General features: G+C 41.6%; 20 protein-coding genes. 9 read left to right on the forward strand and 11 right to left on the reverse strand.

Annotated elements, in window-relative coordinates; genetic code table 11:
- The first annotated feature begins 1 nt into the window (after nucleotide 1).
- Together G3567_RS10615 and G3567_RS10620 are read left to right on the forward strand one after the other, a co-directional pair.
- Nucleotides 2-1,372, forward strand: a complete 1,371-nt coding sequence (locus tag G3567_RS10615) for an HlyD family secretion protein (RefSeq protein ID WP_164005306.1) — start codon at nucleotides 2-4, stop codon at nucleotides 1,370-1,372.
- A complete protein-coding gene (locus G3567_RS10620) occupies nucleotides 1,369-2,790 on the forward strand; it encodes a TolC family protein (RefSeq protein ID WP_164005307.1) in 1,422 nt (473 codons plus the stop codon). The genes G3567_RS10615 and G3567_RS10620 overlap by 4 nt, the downstream gene beginning before the upstream one ends.
- A 1-nt stretch (nucleotide 2,791) precedes the next feature.
- On the opposite strand, the gene G3567_RS10625 is transcribed toward G3567_RS10620, so the two are convergent.
- Nucleotides 2,792-3,385 carry a riboflavin synthase gene (locus tag G3567_RS10625; protein WP_164005308.1) on the reverse strand — a complete coding sequence of 198 codons (594 nt, stop codon included), beginning with the start codon at nucleotides 3,383-3,385 and terminating at the stop codon, nucleotides 2,792-2,794.
- A 51-nt stretch (nucleotides 3,386-3,436) separates the two neighbouring features.
- On the opposite strand from G3567_RS10625, the gene pdxA reads away from it, so the two are divergent.
- From pdxA to rpmF, 3 genes are all read left to right on the forward strand, one after another.
- Nucleotides 3,437-4,462 (forward strand): 4-hydroxythreonine-4-phosphate dehydrogenase PdxA, encoded by a 1,026-nt coding sequence (pdxA, locus tag G3567_RS10630; protein ID WP_164005309.1) that lies wholly within the window; start codon nucleotides 3,437-3,439, stop codon nucleotides 4,460-4,462.
- Between the two features lie 71 nt (nucleotides 4,463-4,533).
- Nucleotides 4,534-5,070, forward strand: a complete 537-nt coding sequence (locus tag G3567_RS10635; RefSeq protein WP_164005310.1) for a YceD family protein — start codon at nucleotides 4,534-4,536, stop codon at nucleotides 5,068-5,070.
- Nucleotides 5,071-5,085: 15 nt separating this feature from the next.
- Entirely contained in the window at nucleotides 5,086-5,289 is a 204-nt protein-coding gene (gene rpmF, locus G3567_RS10640; protein WP_093365270.1) for a 50S ribosomal protein L32, read from the forward strand.
- A gap of 333 nt (nucleotides 5,290-5,622) precedes the next feature.
- Here the strand turns inward: rpmF and G3567_RS10645 are convergent, their stop codons facing one another.
- The 4 genes from G3567_RS10645 to aspS all read right to left on the reverse strand — a co-directional run bounded on the left by G3567_RS10645 (nucleotide 5,623) and on the right by aspS (nucleotide 9,802).
- Complete coding sequence (locus tag G3567_RS10645; protein WP_019037592.1) at nucleotides 5,623-5,814, reverse strand: cold-shock protein; 192 nt, start codon at nucleotides 5,812-5,814, stop codon at nucleotides 5,623-5,625.
- A gap of 114 nt (nucleotides 5,815-5,928) precedes the next feature.
- Complete coding sequence (locus G3567_RS10650; protein ID WP_164005311.1) at nucleotides 5,929-6,210, reverse strand: hypothetical protein; 282 nt, start codon at nucleotides 6,208-6,210, stop codon at nucleotides 5,929-5,931.
- Between the two features lie 9 nt (nucleotides 6,211-6,219).
- The gene (locus G3567_RS10655) at nucleotides 6,220-8,007 is read right to left on the reverse strand and encodes a chloride channel protein (protein WP_164005312.1); all 1,788 of its coding nucleotides are present in this window, start codon (nucleotides 8,005-8,007) and stop codon (nucleotides 6,220-6,222) included.
- 46 nt (nucleotides 8,008-8,053) lie between these two features.
- Nucleotides 8,054-9,802 (reverse strand): aspartate--tRNA ligase, encoded by a 1,749-nt coding sequence (aspS, locus tag G3567_RS10660; RefSeq protein ID WP_164005313.1) that lies wholly within the window; start codon nucleotides 9,800-9,802, stop codon nucleotides 8,054-8,056.
- Nucleotides 9,803-10,023: 221 nt separating this feature from the next.
- On the opposite strand from aspS, the gene G3567_RS10665 reads away from it, so the two are divergent.
- A complete protein-coding gene (locus G3567_RS10665; RefSeq protein WP_164005314.1) occupies nucleotides 10,024-10,383 on the forward strand; it encodes a toxin-antitoxin system YwqK family antitoxin in 360 nt (119 codons plus the stop codon).
- A 35-nt stretch (nucleotides 10,384-10,418) separates the two neighbouring features.
- On the opposite strand, the gene G3567_RS10670 is transcribed toward G3567_RS10665, so the two are convergent.
- Complete coding sequence (locus G3567_RS10670) at nucleotides 10,419-10,985, reverse strand: DNA-3-methyladenine glycosylase I (RefSeq protein WP_164005315.1); 567 nt, start codon at nucleotides 10,983-10,985, stop codon at nucleotides 10,419-10,421.
- A gap of 47 nt (nucleotides 10,986-11,032) precedes the next feature.
- Between G3567_RS10670 and G3567_RS10675 the strand changes: the two genes are divergently transcribed.
- On the forward strand, nucleotides 11,033-11,653 hold the full coding sequence (locus tag G3567_RS10675) for a thioredoxin family protein (protein WP_164005316.1): 621 nt from the start codon (nucleotides 11,033-11,035) through the stop codon (nucleotides 11,651-11,653).
- Here the strand turns inward: G3567_RS10675 and truB are convergent.
- From truB to G3567_RS10695, 4 genes are read right to left on the reverse strand one after another with little or no spacing between them, the layout of a single operon-like run.
- Nucleotides 11,650-12,348 (reverse strand): tRNA pseudouridine(55) synthase TruB, encoded by a 699-nt coding sequence (gene truB, locus G3567_RS10680; RefSeq protein ID WP_164005317.1) that lies wholly within the window; start codon nucleotides 12,346-12,348, stop codon nucleotides 11,650-11,652. The genes G3567_RS10675 and truB overlap by 4 nt on opposite strands.
- Nucleotides 12,341-13,138, reverse strand: coding sequence for an undecaprenyl-diphosphate phosphatase (locus G3567_RS10685; RefSeq protein WP_164005318.1), 798 nt, complete (start codon nucleotides 13,136-13,138; stop codon nucleotides 12,341-12,343). Before G3567_RS10685 ends, truB begins: the two co-directional genes overlap by 8 nt.
- A complete protein-coding gene (locus G3567_RS10690; protein WP_164005319.1) occupies nucleotides 13,138-13,401 on the reverse strand; it encodes a DUF3098 domain-containing protein in 264 nt (87 codons plus the stop codon). The genes G3567_RS10685 and G3567_RS10690 overlap by 1 nt, the downstream gene beginning before the upstream one ends.
- A gap of 1 nt (nucleotide 13,402) precedes the next feature.
- Nucleotides 13,403-14,281, reverse strand: coding sequence for a cell division protein FtsX (locus G3567_RS10695; protein WP_164005320.1), 879 nt, complete (start codon nucleotides 14,279-14,281; stop codon nucleotides 13,403-13,405).
- A 298-nt stretch (nucleotides 14,282-14,579) separates the two neighbouring features.
- Here G3567_RS10695 and G3567_RS10700 point away from each other — a divergent pair, with 298 nt between their 5' ends.
- Entirely contained in the window at nucleotides 14,580-15,146 is a 567-nt protein-coding gene (locus G3567_RS10700; RefSeq protein ID WP_164005321.1) for a hypothetical protein, read from the forward strand.
- Nucleotides 15,147-15,228: 82 nt separating this feature from the next.
- Here the strand turns inward: G3567_RS10700 and G3567_RS10705 are convergent, their stop codons facing one another.
- On the reverse strand, nucleotides 15,229-16,380 hold the full coding sequence (locus G3567_RS10705) for a serine hydrolase domain-containing protein (RefSeq protein ID WP_164005322.1): 1,152 nt from the start codon (nucleotides 16,378-16,380) through the stop codon (nucleotides 15,229-15,231).
- Nucleotides 16,381-16,688: 308 nt separating this feature from the next.
- Here G3567_RS10705 and G3567_RS10710 point away from each other — a divergent pair, with 308 nt between their 5' ends.
- Nucleotides 16,689-20,147, forward strand: a complete 3,459-nt coding sequence (locus tag G3567_RS10710; protein ID WP_164005323.1) for a leucine--tRNA ligase — start codon at nucleotides 16,689-16,691, stop codon at nucleotides 20,145-20,147.
- Nucleotides 20,148-20,210 lie beyond the last annotated feature (63 nt).

The raw sequence follows: 20,210 nt of genomic DNA on the forward strand, positions 1-20,210 counted from the left end.
GATGCTGGATATATCAAAACTCAAACTGAATGAAAAGGTTGATTTATCTAAGTATAAATCAATGCAATACACCTTTCAAAAAGATCGTTTTCTGACTTTTAATAAAATCATGACTATCTTTGGAATCGTACTGTTAGCGATTATGTTTCTGCCATGGACGCAGATTGTTCAGGGGAAAGGCTATGTCACGGCCTTAGACCCTAGTCAGAGAGCTCAGTCCATAGAGTCTGCCATTGCGGGTAGAATAGAGAAATGGTACGTAAAGGAAGGCCAGATCGTTGAAAAGGGAGATACCATCTTACACATTTCAGAAATTAAAGATAAATTCTTTGACCCCTTGCTCTTGGAGAGGGCTCAATCTCAAATTGCAGCCAAGAACTTTTCTTTAGAGTCTTATGTGGAGAAAGTAAAATCTTTAAATTATCAGATAGAAGCACTCAAGGAAGAACGAAAATTGAAACTCGAGCAGGCGCTCAATAAATTAATTCAGGCGAATCTGAAAATAGAAAGCGACAGTATTGATTTAGAAGCTGCACAAACCCAGGTTATAATTGCTGAACGTCAATTTGAACGGACCGAAAGTCTAGAAGAGGAAGGTTTATTAGCTAAAACAGATCTGGAAGCCAAAAAATTACAGCTTCAAAATAGTTTAGCTAAAGTGATTTCTCAGAAAAATAAACTGCTTTCCAGTAGAAACGAACTTATAAATGCTCAGATTGAAATTTCGAGTATAAAAGCCAACTACCAGGAAAAAATTTCTAAAGCGGAAAGCGATAAGTTTACGGCACTTTCTGGTCAATTCGATACAGAAGCTCAGCGTACCAAGCTTGAGACAGATTTTTCCAATTTCAACGTTCGTTCCGGAATGCGGTTTATCACTGCGCCGCAGGGAGGCTTTGTTAACAAAGCCCTTCAAAGTGGAATTGGAGAAACCTTCAAAGAAGGCACTCAAATCGTCAGCATTATGCCTACAGATTTTGATCTGGCAGTGGAAACCTATGTAGACCCTATAGATTTACCCTTATTACATCCCGGTGAACCTATCCGTCTTATTTTTGACGGTTGGCCTGCCATCTTTTTCTCGGGCTGGCCCAATTTATCTTATGGTACCTATGGCGGTGAAATTGTTGCCGTATCCAGAACGATGGATCCCCAAATTGGAAAATTTAGAGTCCTTATCAAAGAGGATCCGGAAGAACAGCCCTGGCCGGATGTAATACGGGCAGGCTCCGGAGCAAGAACCATGGCTTTGCTTGAGGATGTGCCTGTGTGGTATGAAATCTGGAGACAGATCAACGGGTTTCCGCCGGACTATTATAAACCTCAGGATTCAAATATAAGTAATAATAAAAATCAAAATACTGGAGAATGAATCGCTTCAATTTAGTAGTGTTAAGTTTTATTTCTAGTATTTCCATGTTTTCTCAGGTCATTCCAGAGAATAATGTGGAAAACAATGTTCTTAGTCTCAATGAGTTCCTGGCATATGTGAAAGAATATCATCCTGTGGCACAACTTGCCAATTTTGAAATCTCATCTGCTCAGGCCGAACTGCTAAAATCACGTGGCGCTTTCGATCCTCAGGTGATGGTAGATTGGACCAATAAAGAGTTCAAGGGAACCGAATACTACGATGTTCTCAACTCTACCTTTAAAATACCAACCTGGTATGGTATTGAAGTGAAAGCGGGGTTTGAGCAAAATCAGGGACAGTTTCTCAACGCCGAGAACACTGTACCGGATGATGGCTTATATACGGCCGGAGTTTCTGTTCCTCTAGGTCAGGGGTTGTTTATCAATCAAAGAATGGCCGACCTGCGACAGGCCAAAATCATGCAGGATTTGAGTCAGGCGCAGCGTGATATTCGTCTCAACCAGTTGTTATCCAATGCTGTCCTGGCCTATTTAGACTGGTATTTGGCTAATCGTGAAGTGAAGCTGTTTGATGATTTTGTAGAACGTGCAGAGGTTAGATTTGAAGGCATCAAAAAAAGTGCCTTAGCGGGAAACATTCCTACTATCGATACGCTGGAAGCCGGGATTATTGTTCAAAACAGGAAATTGAGCCTGGAACAAGCCGGTTTAAAATTGATTAAAAGCCGGCTGCAGCTCTCCAATTTTCTTTGGTTTGAAGATAATATCCCCCTGGAACTGGACCCCTTCGTCCTGCCCGAAGAGCTAAGCCAGGGATCCCTGGACCCCGTTTTAGGGACCAATTTTCTTCAGCTTGAAAATTTTGTACTGGAAGACCATCCAAAGATCAAAGCTTTAGATTATAAAATCGACAGACTAGAAGTAGACCGGCGGCTTAAAGCCGAGATGCTGAAGCCGCAGCTGGATTTGGAGTATAACTTCATCAATGAACGCGTCGGGCAATTTGAAAACTTCAACACCAACGATTACAAGGCGGGTCTTTTCTTTAAACTTCCGCTGTTTCTGAGAAAAGAGCGTGGAAATTTAAAACTGGCTAAAATCAAGGTCAATGAAGCCCAGCTGGATTTGGATTACGAGTCTCTTCAGCTTCAGAATAAAATACAGGCCTCCCGAAATGAAATCCTGTCCTATAACCGACAGCTCAGCACCTTTCAGTCTATTGTAACCGATTATGCCAGCCTGCTGAGGGCCGAGGAAAGAAAATTCAGCTTTGGCGAGAGCTCTGTTTTCCTGATCAACTCGAGGGAAGTAAGTTTAATAGACTCCAGGCTGAAAGAGATCAAAGTTTTCGAAAAACTCCTCAAATCCAAAGTTGAGCTTTTCAATGTACTGGTGAACGAGGCGAGTATAGACTGATTTACAGGGATTTCAGTTCCATCAAACGCTTGACGTATTTGCCGATTACATCAAATTCCAGATTCACAACATCCCCTTTTTTTAAAGTTTTGAAGGTGGTGTTTTCGTAGGTGTAGGGGATGATAGCAACGCTAAACTCATTCAATTTTGAATTGACTACCGTAAGACTCACGCCATTGATTGTAATAGAACCTTTTTCTATAGTGACATTCATGTGTTTTGGGTCGTAAGAAAACGTAAATTCCCAGCTTCCGTCTTTGGTTTCTGCACGCTCACAGGTCGCGACCTGATCTACATGGCCCTGCACGATATGCCCGTCCAGATGGGCATTCATCCTCATCCCGCGTTCCAGGTTGACGAGGTCGCCTTCTTTGAGATGTTTCAGGTTGGTTTTGTTTAGGGTTTCATCTATGGCGGTTACCTTGTAGACATCACCCGAAATGTCAACTACAGTAAGGCAAACTCCATTGTGGGCCACGCTTTGGTCAATCTTTAACGCGTTGGCGAGATTGGCCTGAATGCTATAATGTATATTTCCTCCGGATCTCTCAATTTTAGAGATGCTTGCCACTTCTTCAATAATTCCTGTAAACATAATTGTAGATTATTTCGTTACCTTTGGTTGATACAAAAATAGACGAATTTTATGAATACGAAGTCAACTATAAAGGTAGGAATCAGTATTGGGGATATGAATGGTATAGGACCGGAGATTATATTGAAGTCTTTGCAGGATAGTCGTGTTTTAGAGCTTTTTACTCCTGTTATTTTTGCCAACTCCAAGGTGATGTCGTTTTTTGGAAGCCATTTCAAAATCAAATTGCAGTTTCACGGTATTTCCAAGGCTGAAGAAGCCATTGAAGGTAAAATTAATGTCGTGAATGTGTGGAAAGAAACTGCGAAAATCAACTTTGGTGAAGAAGATAAAAGCATTGGTGGTTTTGCGATCAAGTCGCTTAAGGCTGCCACTGAAGCACTTATTAATAAAGACATCGACACGCTTGTCACCGCACCGATCCATAAAAACAGCATTCAGTCAGACGACTTTAATTTCCCGGGACATACCGATTTTCTAGCGCAGGAATTAAAAGGAGACAGCCTGATGTTTATGGTTTCAGATAACATCAAAGTAGGTTTACTCACCGACCACGTGCCCGTAAAGGACGTTTCTTCACGAATAAACGAAGCGCTCATCACCAAAAAGGTGAACGCTATACATGAATCGCTCAAGAAAGATTTCAGGATTAGAGAGCCTAAAATTGCAGTCCTGGGTATCAATCCGCATTCCGGAGACGGGGGAGTGATTGGTAAGGAAGATGATGAGGTGATAAGACCGGCTGTTAAGCAGTTTGTAGATGATGGTAAATTTGTGTTTGGTCCTTATGCGGCAGACAGCTTCTTTGGATCCAAAAACAACGCGAATTTCGATGCGATTATCGCAGCCTACCACGACCAGGGCTTGATTCCTTTCAAGACCCTGTCCTTTGGTAACGGAGTTAATTTCACAGCAGGGCTCAATAGGGTTAGAACGTCGCCGGATCATGGGACAGCCTTTGATATTGCCGGAAAAGGAATCGCAGAAAGCAGTTCGTTTTCACAGGCTATATTTATGTCGATATCCATTTTCAGGAACAGAATGGAGTACCTGAAACTCACTAAAAATCCTTTATAAAATCATTATTGAATTTTAGTGCGGATTATTATGAATTTTTAATATATTTGCAGGCTCAAAACTGATGTTGGATGAGGAAGTTTAAGGCTTACGCCATACCCTTTGTAGGATTGAAAGAAGGCGAGCACAGATTTGATTTTGAGATTGATAATGCGTTCTTTGACCTTTTTGATTTTCAAGAATTTAATAGTTCTGAGGTTAATGTAGATATAGAATTTACAAAGAAAGCCAATATGCTCGAGCTGGAATTCTATTTTACCGGTCATGTTAATGTCAATTGCGACCTGACATTGGAACCTTACAACCAGCCCATAGATAATCATTTGTCTCTGGTGGTCAAGTTTGGCGATGCGTTTAATGATGACAATGAAGAATTGCTGATTTTGCCGTATGGAGACCATGAAGTGGAAGTGCAGCAGTACATTTATGAGGGTGTTGTTTTGGGTTTACCGGCCAAAAGAATTCACCCGGGTGTAGAGGATGGCAGTATAGAATCAGACATTCTTGAGAAATTACAAGAGCTGGAACCTAAATCAATTTCAGAAGAAAATAAAGAAGAGGACACAGATCCCCGTTGGGATAAATTAAAGGAATTACTAAACGAATAAATACATACTTGAGCAATGGCACATCCAAAGAGAAAAATATCCAAGACAAGAAGAGATAAGAGAAGAGGTCATATTAAGGCCAAAATGCCGCAAATCGCTACAGATACAACGACTGGCGAAGCGCACTTATTTCACAGAGCCCACTGGCACGAAGGTAAAATGTTTTACAGAGGTCAGGTGTTGATTGACAATACGGAAGACGCTGAAGTCGTAGAGTAAATCTATGTCGCTTTAGATGCTATAATCACTCCTTTATTAAGTTAAAGGAGTTTTTTTGTTTACTGTAACTAAGGCTAATGATTGGATGGCATGCTGTTAAAAATGATGGACATCAGATAGGCTTGCTGAGCTCTGGGTTTTGACCCCGCCTGCGTTCAGCCCTGCAAATAGTTCAGTTAGGGATGGTGTATCTAGTTTTAAGACGCCAAATTCCCTTCAAACTAGGTTTTAAATACGCCGGATATTCTAGCTTTGGAGTTAAAAAGTGTATATAACAAAAATGCCACTCGAAAGAGCGGCATTTTAAGGTTTTGAAAAAAAAATGTTATATGATTAGATCAAACGTACGTCTGTAGCGTTCATTCCTTTTCTTCCTTCTTCTTCTGTGTACTCAACTTCGTCACCCTCATTAAGAGTTTCTCCGTTTAGTCCTGTAACGTGAACAAAAATATCTTCTCCTGTTTCGTCGTTTGTAATGAATCCATAACCTTTAGACTCATTGAAAAATTTTACTTTACCTTGCATAATAATAAATAATAATTAATAATTGATACAAATGTAAACAAAAATTAATGTTCTGCATTCATTTTATTAAAAAAAAATCACCTTAATTAAATCATTTTCAATAATCTACTGTCTTCAATCTGACTTTTTGTCCTCAGGATCCTCTTGGTCAGGTGCTTTTTCCTGATTTTTATTATTCATTCGGTCCATATTTTCTTTGGTCAGTGTGTAATCCTGCAGGCGTTTGCCTTTCCAGCGATGCGCCAAAAAGAGGGGCATCAGTACAAATGCACTGGCTAGCACACTTATTCCGATGATGCGTTCTCCCACGATTTCATCCTTATACAGATTGTAATAGATTCCAACGGTAAATCCGCCGGCAATAAGTATAAAAACCAGTTTAATAAGTGCTCTCATCGTATAAATTTAAACAGTGACTTCAATTAATTTTTGTCTGTAAGCGGTAAGCAATTTAGATTTTGAAATAAAACCAACGTATTTCCCGGCTTTAACAACAGGTAAATTCCAGGCACCGGTCTCCTGAAATTTTTTCATGATGTCCTTCATCTTACATTCGTTAAGCTCGATCACATCTGGAGCGTTCTGCATTAAATCGATCACCGTCATCTCCTGGTACATGCTTTTATCGAACATGATGCTTCGCATGTTATCCAGAAGAATAATACCCTTGAAGATGTCATTTTCATCCACGACAGGGAAAATATTTCGCTTCGATTTAATAACTCCTTCATTGATGATCTGTTCAAGATTCATGTCAATCGTAAGGATCCGGAAATTATCTTCAATCACCTGATGAATATCCATCAGGGTCAGCACCGCCTGGTCTTTGTTGTGAGTCACCAGATCCCCGCGTTCAGCAAGTTCCATGGTATACACAGAGTTGGGCTGAAACTGACTGGTAATGACGTACGAGATGGCAGCCGTAATCATTAAAGGCACAAAAAGACTATAGCCGCTGGTAATTTCAGCAATAAGGAAAATAGCGGTGAGTGGCGCATGCATCACTCCAGCCATAAGCCCCGCCATTCCTACCAGTGTATATTGATTCACTGATACGGGCAGCTTTGTGATGCCCAGCGCATTGATCACCAGTCCATAGCAATGTCCAATCATGCTGCCTATGAATAAAACGGGTGCGAAAATACCTCCAATTCCACCTGCCGCTATGGTGACTGAAGTGGCAATCATTTTAAAAATGACAAGCAGTAACAAAAAGACGATGACCATCCAGGTAGAACTCCAGTCCTGAAGAAATTTGTTTTTGGAGATCAGCTCATGATTTCCTGCCAGTAATTCGTTGACTGTCGAATAACCTTCTCCGTAAATTTGAGGGACCAGGAATAAAATTCCACTCAAAATAAGACCTCCAACAAGGATTTTATTGAATTTACTTTTGAAGGTTTTAAACCTTTTAAAGGTATAGATATACACTTTTGTAAAGGTAATCGATGCGATAGCTGTGAAAATTCCCAGGGCCATATAAAAGGGGACATCGCTTATTTCAAAAGCTTCCCCGAGCTGCGTATGCAGGATGATATCGGGACCAAAGAAGAAATAGGAAGTCAGAATCGAAGAGACAGAGGCTACAAGCAAAGGGATCATGGACGCTAAGGTCAGGTCCAGACTAAAAATCTCGATCGCAAAAATAATTCCTGCAATAGGGGCCTGAAAAATGGAGGACATGGCACCGGCTGCAGCACAACCGATCAGCAGGGTTCTGGACGCCTGGGTGAGATTCAAAACTTTTGAAAAACTGGTGCTCAAGGCCGCGCTGGAAACTACCGTAGGAGCCTCAAGACCTGCAGATCCTCCAAATCCCAGAGTGATGGGAGCAGTGATCAGAGAGGCGTAATTTTGAAACTTTCTCATAAAGCCTTTCCTCCTCGAGATGGAATATAAGGTGGTGGAAATTCCCTGGCCAATCTCTTTTTTCAGAATAAATTTTGAAAACAAATAGACAAGAAGAAGCCCTATGAGGGGGAATATAAAATAGTAAGCGTTGTGGTAATTTGAAATATAACCTCCTCCAAGCAAGGACTGAATCAAATAGGTAAGGTTCTTTAAAAGCACCGCAACGAGTCCCGAAAGCAGGCCAACACCGGCACTTATAAGAATAAGCAGCTGCTGTCTGGACAAGTGTTTTTCAAACCAGACAGGGACATTCTTTAATAAACTCCAGGACCTTAACTTCATCAACTTTTTAAATATTAACTGCTCTTCAGAAGTTTTATCTTTGGTTCTAGCTCCTAAGCTTGAGGTCGAGCTCTTTCAGCTGTTCCTCATCGATAGGGGCCGGAGCATCTATCATGATATCTCTTCCCGAGTTGTTTTTCGGAAAGGCTATAAAATCTCTTATGCTTTCCTGTCCTCCCAAAATGGCAACAAGCCTGTCCAGTCCAAAGGCGATTCCCCCGTGAGGCGGAGCACCAAAGGTAAAGGCTTTCATCAAAAACCCAAACTGAGCTTCAGCTTCTTCCTTTGTAAAGCCAAGATAATCAAACATTAAGGATTGTGTCTTTTGATCGTGAATTCTGATGGAACCTCCTCCAATTTCATTCCCGTTTAAAACCAAATCGTAAGCATTGGCCTTAACCGCCCCGGGGTCTGTGTCTAGCAATTCAATTTGCCCTGCTTTAGGAGACGTAAACGGATGGTGCATGGCATGGTAGCGCTGGGTCTCTTCATCCCATTCCAGGAGTGGAAAATCTATAACCCAAAGTGGAGCGAATTCATGAGGTTTTCTCAATCCAAGACGGTTTCCCAGTTCCATACGCAAGGCGCTCAATTGTCCGCGAGTCGTTTGGACATCACCAGATAAGACGCAGATTAAATCACCAGGATGAGCTTCGGTCTGTTCTGCCCAGGCTTTTAAATCGGCTTCGTCATAAAACTTATCCACAGAGGATTTTAAGCTTCCATCCAGATTATACTTGACGTAAACCATGCCTTTGGCGCCAACCTGCGGGCGCTTAACCCAGTCTATAAGTTTGTCTATTTCTTTTCTCGAATAAGAGGCGGCCCCAGGAACAGCAATACCCACAACCAGTTCAGCCTCATTAAATACCTTAAACTCTTTATGCTGTGCCACTGCATTCAATTCGCCAAACTTCATTCCAAACCGGATGTCCGGCTTGTCATTCCCATAGGTTTTCATGGCCTCGTCATAGGTCATGCGGGGAAATTCTTTCACGTCAACGCCATTGATTTCCTTGAGTAAATGCTTGGTCAGGCCTTCAAAAGTATTGAGAATATCCTCCTGTTCAACGAACGTCATTTCGCAGTCTATCTGGGTGAATTCAGGCTGCCGGTCTGCTCTTAAATCTTCATCCCTAAAGCATTTTACGATCTGAAAATACTTATCCAGGCCTCCAACCATAAGCAATTGCTTGAAAGTTTGCGGCGACTGTGGTAAGGCATAAAACTGCCCGGCATTCATTCGGCTTGGTACCACAAAATCTCTGGCGCCTTCGGGAGTGGACTTGATTAAATAAGGCGTTTCAACTTCCACAAAATCCTGTTGGGAAAGATAATTTCTTACCGCCATGGAAACTTTGCTCCGGAAGATGAGTTTATTCTTTACCGGGTTTCTTCGGATATCCAGATACCGGTATTTCATTCTCAGATCTTCTCCGCCATCGGTTTTGTCTTCAATCGTAAACGGAGGCGTTTCAGAGGCATTCAGCACAGTAAGCTTTTCGACCAGGACTTCAATGTCTCCGGTAGACATATTCTCATTTTTCGATTCTCGCTCTAAAACCTGTCCTTCTACCTGAATCACAAATTCTCTTCCAAGACCTCTGGCCTGCTCCATGATTTCCTTGGAAGTCCGCTCAGAGTCAAAAACAAGCTGGGTTATGCCGTACCTGTCCCTCAAATCTACCCAGATGATAAATCCTTTGTCTCTTATCTTTTGAACCCAACCAGATAAAGTCACCTTTTTATTCAAAGATGAGATATTTAACTCGCTGTTATTGTGATCTCTATACATGTTTACTAGTTTGTGTAACAGTTTGCAAAAATAAGAAGTTAGCCGTCTTATTGATGTTATGCTCAAGAAATTTTTGAATAATATCTTCTTCGTGACTCCGCTATTTTAGGAATGCTTAGCTACCTGTGCAAAGGACTTAAGACGCGCTATGTAAATTTAATGTTAACTAAATGTATTTTAAAAGTAAATTATGTGTATATTTGGGTCTAAATAAAAGAGATATGAAAGCATTCAGCACCCTAGTAATGGTATTTTTAATGAGTTTTACACTTTTTGCTCAAACTGAAAATGACCTGGTGAAGACAGAGAAAGTCGGAGATTTAATAAAAGTGTCCATATTTTATGAAAGCGGAGAATTACACCAGGAAGGGTATATGATCAATAATAAGCTTCACGGCGAATGGAAGTCTTTTGACAGAGAAGGGAATAAGCTTGCTAAAGCGACTTATGAAAAAGGTAATAAAGTAGGGAAGTGGTTTTTCTGGAATGAAGGAATTCTTTCTGAAGTAGATTATAACAACAACAAAATTGTACAGGTTAGCACCTGGGATAAGCTAGATACTCAATTGGTGAGTAACTAATACAATCTCTATTTAATAGAAAAGTGCCTAAGCGATTAGGCACTTTTTTTATGCTTAAAACAATAGGTAAGATGATCGTTCACCATGCCTGTGGCCTGCATAAACGCATACACCGTAGTGGGTCCCAGGAATTTGAACCCCCTCTTTTTTAAGTCTTTTGAAATGCTTTGACTTACTTCGGTTTGTGCAGGAACCTCTTCAGGACTCGCAAAGGCGTTAAATACGGGGACGCCATTTACATACGCCCAGATGTAGTTTGAAAATGAACCAAACTCCTTTTGAATGTTCAGGAAAGCTTTTGCATTGCTGATAGCAGCCTCAATTTTCCCGCGATGCCTTATGATATCTTCATTTTGAAGTAATTCAGAAATTTTATCTTCAGAATATTTTGAAATGCGTCTATAATCAAACTTATCAAAAGCTGTTCTGAAACCTTCTCTTTTCTTCAGGATCGTTAACCAGTTGAGCCCCGCCTGAAAACTTTCTAAAAGCAACATTTCAAAAAGTTTCTCATCGTCGTAAACAGGCTCACCCCATTCATTATCATGATATTTCTGATAAAGATCATTATTTTTACACCAGTCACACCTTATTTTTGCCATTGTAATGATTGAATTTAAATTCGACTAATTCAGTAAAAATAAAGCTTATGTCTCAGGAGCACAGCATAGATATTATAAAAAAGCATCTGGATAAAACCTTTAGCTATTCAGACTATAAAAACCATATCGAAGCGCTTTTAAAGGAGGGCGAATCCACCGGATACACTCAGAATGAAGCCTATTTGAATTATTCCAGGCTTGGTTTTAGCCGAATGAAACGCTGGGAAAAGATATTCGAATTAAGTCCCGATCAAATTGAGGCCATCAAGAATGTCGATCAAAAACAAACCTGGCTGGTCATTACCGAAGGCTGGTGTGGAGATGCTGCCGCAGTACTTCCCATCATTAAAAAAATTACAGATTTGAATTCATTCCTGGATTTAAGGATAATTCTTAGAGATGAAAATGAGGAGTTGATGAACCAATTTTTAACCAACGGCGGAAAATCAATTCCAAAGCTGATTGCCTTTGATGAAGACGAGGAAAAAATACTGTTTACCTGGGGACCACGGCCCAAAGTAGCGGCTGAGATGGTAGCTAAGGAAAAAGCGGAATTTGGAACATTCAGAGATGAATTTAAAATCACACTTCAGAAGTGGTATAACCAGGATAAGGGTAAAAACATCGCCGCAGATCTGGTGAATTGTTTAAAACATGAGATGGCCTAGGCCTTAAGCAGGTTCTCAAACTCATCAATTGTCAGGGCGTCTTCAACCCGGTAATCCCCGATTTGAGTGCGTCTCAGTTCAGACAGGTAGGCGCCGGAATCCAAAGCTTTTCCAAAATCGTAAGCCAGACTTCGGATGTAGGTACCTTTGCTGCACCGGACTTTAAACTTAAGTTTTGGCAAATTGTTTTCAAGGATTTCAAAGTGGTCTATGTGAACTTTTCGCTTAGGGATGTCTACCTCTTCCCCTTTTCTTGCAAATTCATAGAGGCGTTTTCCTTCTTTTTTCAAGGCTGAAAAGATAGGCGGGCGCTGCATGATTTCCCCCTGAAACTGAGCGAGGCTCTGGTCAATAAGCTCCTGGGTGATATGTGAAATAGCAAAGCTTTCATCAATTTCAGTTTCCAGATCATAAGACGGCGTGGTCGCCCCAAGTGTGAACTCTCCGGTATATACTTTGGTTTGTCCCATCAGGGATTCAATGGTTTTGGTCGCTTTTCCCGTACACAAAATCACAAGACCGGTCGCAAGCGGATCCAGGGTGCCCGCATGTCCCACTTTTATTTTCTTAAGTTCGAACTTTTGCTTGATCAGCCACCTTACTTTGTTCACGACCTGGAAAGAGGTCCGGTGCAAAGGCTTGTCAAATAACAGGACTTGTCCTTCTTTTATGTCCTCCAGACTAAATCTATCCATGGATTTGTGTAAAAATGATAGCTCCTACACCTAGAGTAAAACAGTAGATGGCAAAATACCTGAGCTTGCTGCGTTTCACAATGGAAATCATCCAGGTACAGGCAAATAAACCAGAGACGAAGGCGGTTAAAAACCCTACTCCGTACACCAGGATATTGGCATTTTCCAAGGTGATGTCCCCACTGGTAATGTCTTTTACAATTTTTCCTAAAATAAGCGGAACCACCATCAAAAATGAAAACCGTGCAGCTTTGGTTTTATCATTTCCGAGTAAAACGGAAGTAGCGATTGTAGCGCCACTTCTAGAAATTCCCGGCATAATGGCGATAGCCTGGGCCACGCCAATAACGAAAGAATTGGAGTAAGTCACTTGTTTTTGAGTGGATTTCGCTCTGTCCGAAAGCCAAAGTAAAAGTGCCGTAACGATAAGCATAAAGCCAACAAGAAGAAGATTCCCTCCAAAGAGCAGTTCCATTTCGGACTCAAAAAAATAACCCACAAAAGCTGCGGGAATCATAGATAGGATAATCTTCAGAGAAAATTTGGTTTCTTCATTCCATCGAAAAGAAAACAGGCCTTTCAGAATTTCCAGAATATCCTTTCTGAAGATCACTGCCGTACTCAGAGCGGTGGCAAAGTGAAGAATCACAGTGAGTAATAAAGATTCTTTCGGCAAACTATCGTCGCCTAAAATCGCTTTCCCTATCTCCAGATGTCCACTGGAAGAAACGGGTAAAAACTCGGTCAGGCCCTGGATAATTCCAAGGATACTTACTTCCCAGACATCCATTATTTGGAGGATTTGGGCTTAAGTAAAATAGCGTAAACTTCAATGCCGAAGCCAATCAAAACCAAAGTAGGCGCAAGACGAATACGTCTCCAGCTGAATATTTCAGGGTTATATACATTAGGGTCATCGCTGCCGCCACCTGCCATGAGGATAAATCCAAGGGCAATGACTGCCAGACCAATCACCATAAATTTATAATTCTTTTTCTCAAAGATGAATTTCTCGTTGGCCTTTGCTTCTTTTTTACGCTTACTTTCTCCCATATCAATAGTACAATTCGTCAGTTTTTAAATTTAAAAAGCGCTGAGTTGCAAAATACGTACTCAACCAGGAAATCAGAATGCCAAGCACAAGGACACCAGCAAAAATGCCTGCCAGCAAAACCTCGTCACTTATAAGTTTCAGTTCAGGAAAACTTTTATCGAGATAATACAGGACTACGGCCATTCCTATCAACGAAATCGACGAGCCTATAATACCGAGTTTTACGCTTTTCAGGATAAAAGGACGGCGTATAAAGCGCTTGGTAGCTCCCACCATCTGCATGGTTTTTATCGTAAATCGCTTGGCGTACACCGACAGTCGTATCGAACTGTTGATGAGCAATACTGCGATAAAAGTGAGCAGTCCACTAACCGCCAGAATCCAAAAACTCAGGCGTTTGATATTGTCATTGAGAAGAGCAATCAGCGGTTTGTCATAAATGATTTCATCCACAAATTCCTTTTCACCCAGATCTCTCGAAATCTCAGCGATTTTCGTTTCAGATACATAATCGGCATTGAAATACACATCGATTGAATTTTGCAGGGGGTTATACCCCAGAAACTCCATAAAATCCTCACCGATTTCTTCGCTATATGCCTTAGCCGCCTCTTCCTTGGAGACAAACTCAATGCTCTTGGTGTATTCGGAAAGGGCCAGAGACTTCTGCAACTGGTCGATTTCCACTTCCTTGGCGGTGTCTTTGAGGTAGATGGTTAAGGCGATTTGCTCCTTAAAATGGTCGGCTACTTTTTTGGTGTTTAGCACCAGCAGGGCCAATAATCCAACCAAAAACAACACCAAAGCAATACTGATCACCACCGAAAAGTAGGAGGTAATCAATCGTCGTTTTTGGTATTTTTCAAAAGAGGTAGCCACGCCGTAAATTTTGGTAAAAATATAAAACTAAAGCATTATAACGTCACTTGCACATATTAATTTCATGGGCGCTTTTACCCGCTATCCGCTACAACTCCTCAGACCTCACTTCCAGGTCTGGAGCTTGCCGCGGCTTTTCCTCCGGTCAAGCGCTTCAAGCTAGACCTGGAGCGTTTGGTCTTTCGGGGTTTCCACTCCTATCGGGAGCGCAAATAAAATTTAACATTTAGTTCATAAACCACGCGCTACAACATTAAAATAAAATCTATTTTAGCATCAACTAATCAACTACTTAACTATGAAATCATTCAACACCCTTGTTTTATTACTTTGCTTCACATTTTGTATTGCTCAAAACGATGAAAAACCATCAGCAACAGATTTAAGTTCCCAAACTAATTACGAAAAAGTTCACGAGTTGAGATTGGGAGCCTTTAAACTTTTAGCCGGGGGGTTTTTAGACATTAGTTATGAGTATATCAATTCTACTGATTCTGGTCTTGGGGTTTCGCTGATGCTAAATCTTGATGATGCAATCGAGACTGAAAAACTCGGTCTTATTCCATATTATAGGTTTTATTTTGGTGACAATCCAGAATTTAAAGGGCATGGATTTTTTGTTGAGGCCTTTACTTATTTTTACACTGGAGATCAATATGAATATTATTTCAGTCAACAAGGGAATAGCGTTATAGAGGATGACTCTTTTTTCGATGTGGCTCCGGGATTTGCTGTAGGTTCTAAATGGATCAATTCCGGCGGATTTTTATTTCAAATCAAATTCGGTATCGGCAGGAATTTATTAAGTAATAGTCCTGATGAGTTTGTTGGTATCGGAGATTTTTATGTGGGTTATAGATTTTAAGGTTTCTTAGGTTAAATTCAATAAGCAGAAAAAGACCTGTTAAGTTTCAAAAATCTAACAGGTCTTTTTAAATTGGAAACCATCACTTATTCATCATTTCATAAGCTTCATCGATGTATAATGAAATATCCATGGTATAAGCCCCAATGCCGGCATCCGGAGATTTTTGATGTCCCAGGCGCACTATAATCACATCATCCTCGGGTTGTACGATGACGTATTGACCCAGATGTCCGCGCATCATAAAAAAGTCCTTGTCGTTTTGGGTTTTAAGCCACCAGCCATATCCATATTGCGGACTGGAGGGGAAACGGGGTTTTAGGGAGGTTGCCACAAAAGCAGAATCCAGGAGTTGCTCTCCATTCCATGTTCCATGGTCTTTGTATAACTTTCCAAAACGCGCAAAATCTTTCGCATTGCTGGCTAGGCAGCAGTAGGCTTTCACCATATCTTCCTCAGCGCTATCCACCTGCCATAAGGCTGAATTCTGACTTCCCAAAGGTTTCCAGAAACTATCGCTTAAATAATCGTACATTTTTTTCCCTGTCGCCTTTTCAATAAGCATGGCCAGCATCTGGGTATCTCCGCTGGCGTATTTGAAAGCCTGCCCGGGAGTGGTTTCCATCTCCAGACCATTGATGACTTTCCGTAAATCATCATCAAAATAAGCCCGTGTCGTAATGGATAAAGGCGAATAGTATGCTTCGTCCCAGTTGGTGCCCGATGCCATACTCGATAAATCACCTACCGTCATTTTTGAGGCTTCACCCTCACAAAAGGCAGGTAAAAAATCACACACCGGTTGCTCTAAGCTTTCGATGTGGCCTTCCATAATCGCTTTGCCCAGCAAACCGGACACATAACTCTTAGCCATGGAAAAGGAATTCGATTTGGAGTTGGCGTCATACCCATCATAGTAGTTTTCAAACCAGATGCTGTCGTTTTTAATGATCACATAAGCAACGGTTCCCCAGTCTTTATTTGCTTCCTGCAATGCTGAGGTTTCAGCAACCGAATTATAGGCTTTGTGTTTTGGCCAGGCCTGAGGTGTTCCCTTCTCGATAACCCGGTTGTCAAAGCGCTCGTAATCCTCTAAAAAGGCTGTGGTATGTCCCTGCAAATAAATGGTGCGCACTGCTTTGATCAGGTAATCGGTGTCTGTGACATAAAGTGTAACTATGAGTAAGCCAAAAAGGATTACAACTACTTTCAGAAGGTTCTTTATGAATTTCATTAAAAAAAGTTTAGGAACTAAATATAGAAATTAAAAGCAGAACGATGTATTTCTGAAGTGAATTCAAATCAAAATGATTTTCGTTCTTTTTCAACCATAATAGCATAAGCGTGAGCCAGTCTGCCGTAAAAGGCAGGCTTGCGCCAGCGGGAGATGGTGGATATTTGCTGAAGCGAGGAATTCAAAAACCCATTCCAGATTAACTTAACCTATTTTCTATATCATACTTCGTCCTTTTAATATTGTACTTTGTGCTGGGAGTTAAACCCATATATATTAGTTTTGCCATTTGCAAATAGCATTTCATTATGGCATACGATTATAAGGCAATAGAACAAAAATGGCAGAAGCACTGGGCCAAAGAACAGACTTTCAAAGCCAGACAGCCACAGGACTTTACAGGAGAGCCCAAACCTCCGTTTTATGTTTTGGACATGTTCCCTTATCCTTCGGGAGCAGGTCTTCACGTCGGTCATCCCCTGGGTTATATTGCCAGTGATATCTATGCGCGTTACAAAAGGCATTCGGGTTACAATGTCCTGCACCCGCAGGGCTACGATTCCTTTGGCTTACCAGCCGAGCAGTATGCGATCCAGACGGGTCAGCACCCTGCCAAAACCACCGAAACCAACATTAAACGCTACAGAGAGCAACTCGACAAGATCGGTTTTTCCTTCGACTGGAGTCGGGAAGTACGCACCAGCGATCCCAAGTATTACAAGTGGACACAATGGATTTTTATCCAGTTGTTTGAAAGCTGGTATGACGAAGCCGCTCAGAAGTCCAAACCGATTTCAGACCTGGTTCAGATGTTTGAAAAGGAAGGAAATTCAGGAGTACAGGCGGTTTGCAATGACGATACAGCAGAATTCTCTGCTGAAGACTGGAATGCGTTTTCAGAAGATGAGAAGGAACAGCACCTGCTTAATTACAGACTGACCTATCTCGCTGAAACCGAAGTCAACTGGTGTCCGGCTTTAGGAACGGTTTTGGCCAATGATGAAATCGTCAACGGCGTCTCCGAACGCGGAGGACATCCAGTGGTGAGGAAGAAAATGAAGCAGTGGAGCATGCGTATTTCTGCTTTTGCAGAACGTTTGCTTTCAGGGTTAGACGATCTGGACTGGAGCGAGAGCCTGAAGGAAACCCAGAAAAACTGGATCGGTAAATCGGTTGGTGCGCTAGTCAAATTCCCCATCCTATCCTTCCCGAAAGGGGAAGAGAATACCAAATCCGGTTACATGACAGGGAGTAATAATTCGTATTTACTCCTGGAAAAAGCTAAAGAAAATCGGAATCATCCAACCGAAGCTGAAAAAGCACTTTGGACTCAACTTCGAGGTAAAAAGCTGTCAGGCTATAAGTTTAAACAGCAACATCTCATAGGGGATTATATTGCTGATTTTGTTTGTTTATCCAAGTCTTTGGTGATAGAAGTTGATGGTGGATATCACAATGAAACCAAGGAGTACGATGAAGAATCTACTGAATTTTTAAATAGTAAAGGATTTGAAGTTATTCGTTTCAAAAATGAAGAAGTCATTGGAAACATAGATGAAGTCCTCGAGCAAATACAAAACAAACTGGATAGCTTACCATCCTATAAGAAAAATCAAACTTCTAAAACGAGCGAAGCCAGTATCGATAAAAAACCCCTTTCCTTGGGAGAGGGGCAGGGGGAGAGGACTATCTCAGCTTTTACGACAAGACCCGACACGATTTTTGGAGTATCCTTTATCACCCTAGCTCCGGAGCATGACTTGGTGAGTGAGATCACGACCCCGGAACAAAGAGAAGCGGTGGATACGTATGTAAAAGCTGCAGCCAGGCGAAGCGAACGCGAGCGTATGGCGGATGTGAAAAGCATTACCGGAGTCTTTACCGGTGCTTTCGCTGAGCATCCTCTAACCCATAAACCCATTCCGATCTGGATTGGAGATTATGTACTGGCCAGCTATGGAACCGGCGCTGTGATGGCGGTACCCTGTGGGGATCAGCGCGATCATGATTTTGCCAAACACTTTGATATTCCTATCCCTAACGTATTTGAAGGCATCGATATCTCTGAAGAAGCCTATACCGATAAAACCAATGCCACCAAGATTGCCAATTCAGACTTTCTGAATGGTTTAGGTGTTCTGGAAGCCATCCCTAAGGCGATTAAAGCCCTGGCCGATATGGGTGCAGGAGATAAAAAAATCAACTATAGATTACGGGATGCTGTGTTCTCGAGACAGCGCTACTGGGGAGAACCATTTCCCGTGTATTACGTCAACGATCTGCCTAAGATGATAGCTGAGCAACATCTGCCTTTAGAACTTCCGGAAGTAGAAAAATACCTGCCTACAGAAGATGGTGCCCCCCCTTTGGGAAGAGCTACCGATTGGGCCTGGGATACAGAGGCCAATCAAGTGGTATCTAATGTTAAGATCGATCACAAGAGCGTTTTTCCTCTCGAATTGAACACCATGCCCGGCTGGGCGGGAAGTTCCTGGTATCTGTTCCGCTATATGGAAGAGCAGAACAATCGCGACCAGCATATCGCTTCAGAAGAAGCTTTGAATTACTGGAAAAACGTTGACCTATATATTGGGGGAAGCGAACACGCCACGGGCCACTTATTATACTCTCGCTTCTGGACCAAATTCCTGAACGACAGAGGGGTCTTGCCGGTAGAGGAACCTTTTAAAAAGCTGATTAATCAGGGGATGATTCTGGGAGAAAGCGCTTTTGTCTATAGATGGAATTTAAATGTGAGAGGGGATAACTCCAAAACAATCTTTGTTTCAAAATCAATTATCGATAAAAGTATTGAAAGAGGAATAAATTTAATTGATTATAGCGAAGCTTTTGCTAGTCAAGTATACAATATTCTGGATGGAGATCAATTGATTTCTTCTAAAACTCAAATTTCTCATTTTTCACCCTTACACGTCGATGTTTCTTTAGTCAACACCTCAAATCAACTTGATATTGAAGGTTTAAAGAAAATAAAACCAGAGTTTAAAGACGCTCATTTCATCACCAATGAAGATGGAAAATTTTTGGTTTCTCGCGAAGTCGAAAAAATGTCGAAATCCAAATTCAACGTGGTCAATCCGGACGATGTGTGCGAGGAGTACGGCGCCGACAGCTTACGGCTTTACGAAATGTTTCTTGGTCCCATAGAACAGGCGAAGCCCTGGAATACTGCCGGACTTTCGGGTGTGCATAACTTCCTGAAAAAGCTCTGGAAGTTGTATTCCTCCCAAGACCCCTCTCAAGGAGGGGAGTCTGATTTTCAGATTTCAAATCAGCCTGCATCTAAAGAGTCTTTAAAGACCTTGCATAAAACCATTAAAAAAGTCACCCAGGATATTGAAGACTTTAGCTTCAACACCTCGGTGTCTACTTTTATGATCTGCGTGAACGAACTGACTCAGCAAAAATGCAATTCGAGAGAAATCCTTGAACCTCTCGCCGTTTTGATTTCACCCTATGCGCCACATATCGCCGAGGAATTGTGGGAAGGTCTGGGTCATTCAGAAGGTATTTCGGAAGTGGACTATCCTCTATTTGAAGAAAAACACCTGAAGGAAGATTCTAAAACCTATCCGATTTCCTTCAACGGGAAAATGCGCTTTACCATGGATTTATCGCTGGACCTCAGCAAAGATGACATCGAAGAAATCGTGATGGCCGATGAACGCACCCAAAAACAACTGGAAGGCAGAACCCCTAAAAAGGTGATTATTGTGCCTGGCAAGATTGTGAATATTGTGGGGTGATTCTAAATGCTCTGGAGTAAATGAGATGCTGAACTTGTTTCAGCGTCTCATTAACTCTAAAAC

The sequence above is a fragment of the Psychroflexus aurantiacus genome, from assembly GCF_010820555.1.
In the GTDB taxonomy this organism is placed as follows: domain Bacteria; phylum Bacteroidota; class Bacteroidia; order Flavobacteriales; family Flavobacteriaceae; genus Psychroflexus; species Psychroflexus aurantiacus.

Bases quoted from the DNA above. Each gene is read 5' to 3' on its own strand.
- G3567_RS10625 (WP_164005308.1), bottom strand. From the start codon at position 3,385: ATGTTTACAGGAATTATTGAAGAAGTGGCAAGCATCTCTAAAATTGAG.
- G3567_RS10635 (WP_164005310.1), top strand. From the start codon at position 4,534: ATGAGGAAGTTTAAGGCTTACGCCATACCCTTTGTAGGATTGAAAGAA.
- G3567_RS10685 (WP_164005318.1), bottom strand. From the start codon at position 13,138: ATGGATGTCTGGGAAGTAAGTATCCTTGGAATTATCCAGGGCCTGACC.
- G3567_RS10645 (WP_019037592.1), bottom strand. From the start codon at position 5,814: ATGCAAGGTAAAGTAAAATTTTTCAATGAGTCTAAAGGTTATGGATTC.
- G3567_RS10650 (WP_164005311.1), bottom strand. From the start codon at position 6,210: ATGAGAGCACTTATTAAACTGGTTTTTATACTTATTGCCGGCGGATTT.
- G3567_RS10655 (WP_164005312.1), bottom strand. From the start codon at position 8,007: ATGAAGTTAAGGTCCTGGAGTTTATTAAAGAATGTCCCTGTCTGGTTT.
- G3567_RS10690 (WP_164005319.1), bottom strand. From the start codon at position 13,401: ATGGGAGAAAGTAAGCGTAAAAAAGAAGCAAAGGCCAACGAGAAATTC.
- truB (WP_164005317.1), bottom strand. From the start codon at position 12,348: ATGGATAGATTTAGTCTGGAGGACATAAAAGAAGGACAAGTCCTGTTA.
- G3567_RS10675 (WP_164005316.1), top strand. From the start codon at position 11,033: ATGTCTCAGGAGCACAGCATAGATATTATAAAAAAGCATCTGGATAAA.
- G3567_RS10700 (WP_164005321.1), top strand. From the start codon at position 14,580: ATGAAATCATTCAACACCCTTGTTTTATTACTTTGCTTCACATTTTGT.
- G3567_RS10705 (WP_164005322.1), bottom strand. From the start codon at position 16,380: ATGAAATTCATAAAGAACCTTCTGAAAGTAGTTGTAATCCTTTTTGGC.
- G3567_RS10710 (WP_164005323.1), top strand. From the start codon at position 16,689: ATGGCATACGATTATAAGGCAATAGAACAAAAATGGCAGAAGCACTGG.
- pdxA (WP_164005309.1), top strand. From the start codon at position 3,437: ATGAATACGAAGTCAACTATAAAGGTAGGAATCAGTATTGGGGATATG.
- rpmF (WP_093365270.1), top strand. From the start codon at position 5,086: ATGGCACATCCAAAGAGAAAAATATCCAAGACAAGAAGAGATAAGAGA.
- G3567_RS10670 (WP_164005315.1), bottom strand. From the start codon at position 10,985: ATGGCAAAAATAAGGTGTGACTGGTGTAAAAATAATGATCTTTATCAG.
- aspS (WP_164005313.1), bottom strand. From the start codon at position 9,802: ATGTATAGAGATCACAATAACAGCGAGTTAAATATCTCATCTTTGAAT.
- G3567_RS10665 (WP_164005314.1), top strand. From the start codon at position 10,024: ATGAAAGCATTCAGCACCCTAGTAATGGTATTTTTAATGAGTTTTACA.
- G3567_RS10615 (WP_164005306.1), top strand. From the start codon at position 2: ATGCTGGATATATCAAAACTCAAACTGAATGAAAAGGTTGATTTATCT.
- G3567_RS10620 (WP_164005307.1), top strand. From the start codon at position 1,369: ATGAATCGCTTCAATTTAGTAGTGTTAAGTTTTATTTCTAGTATTTCC.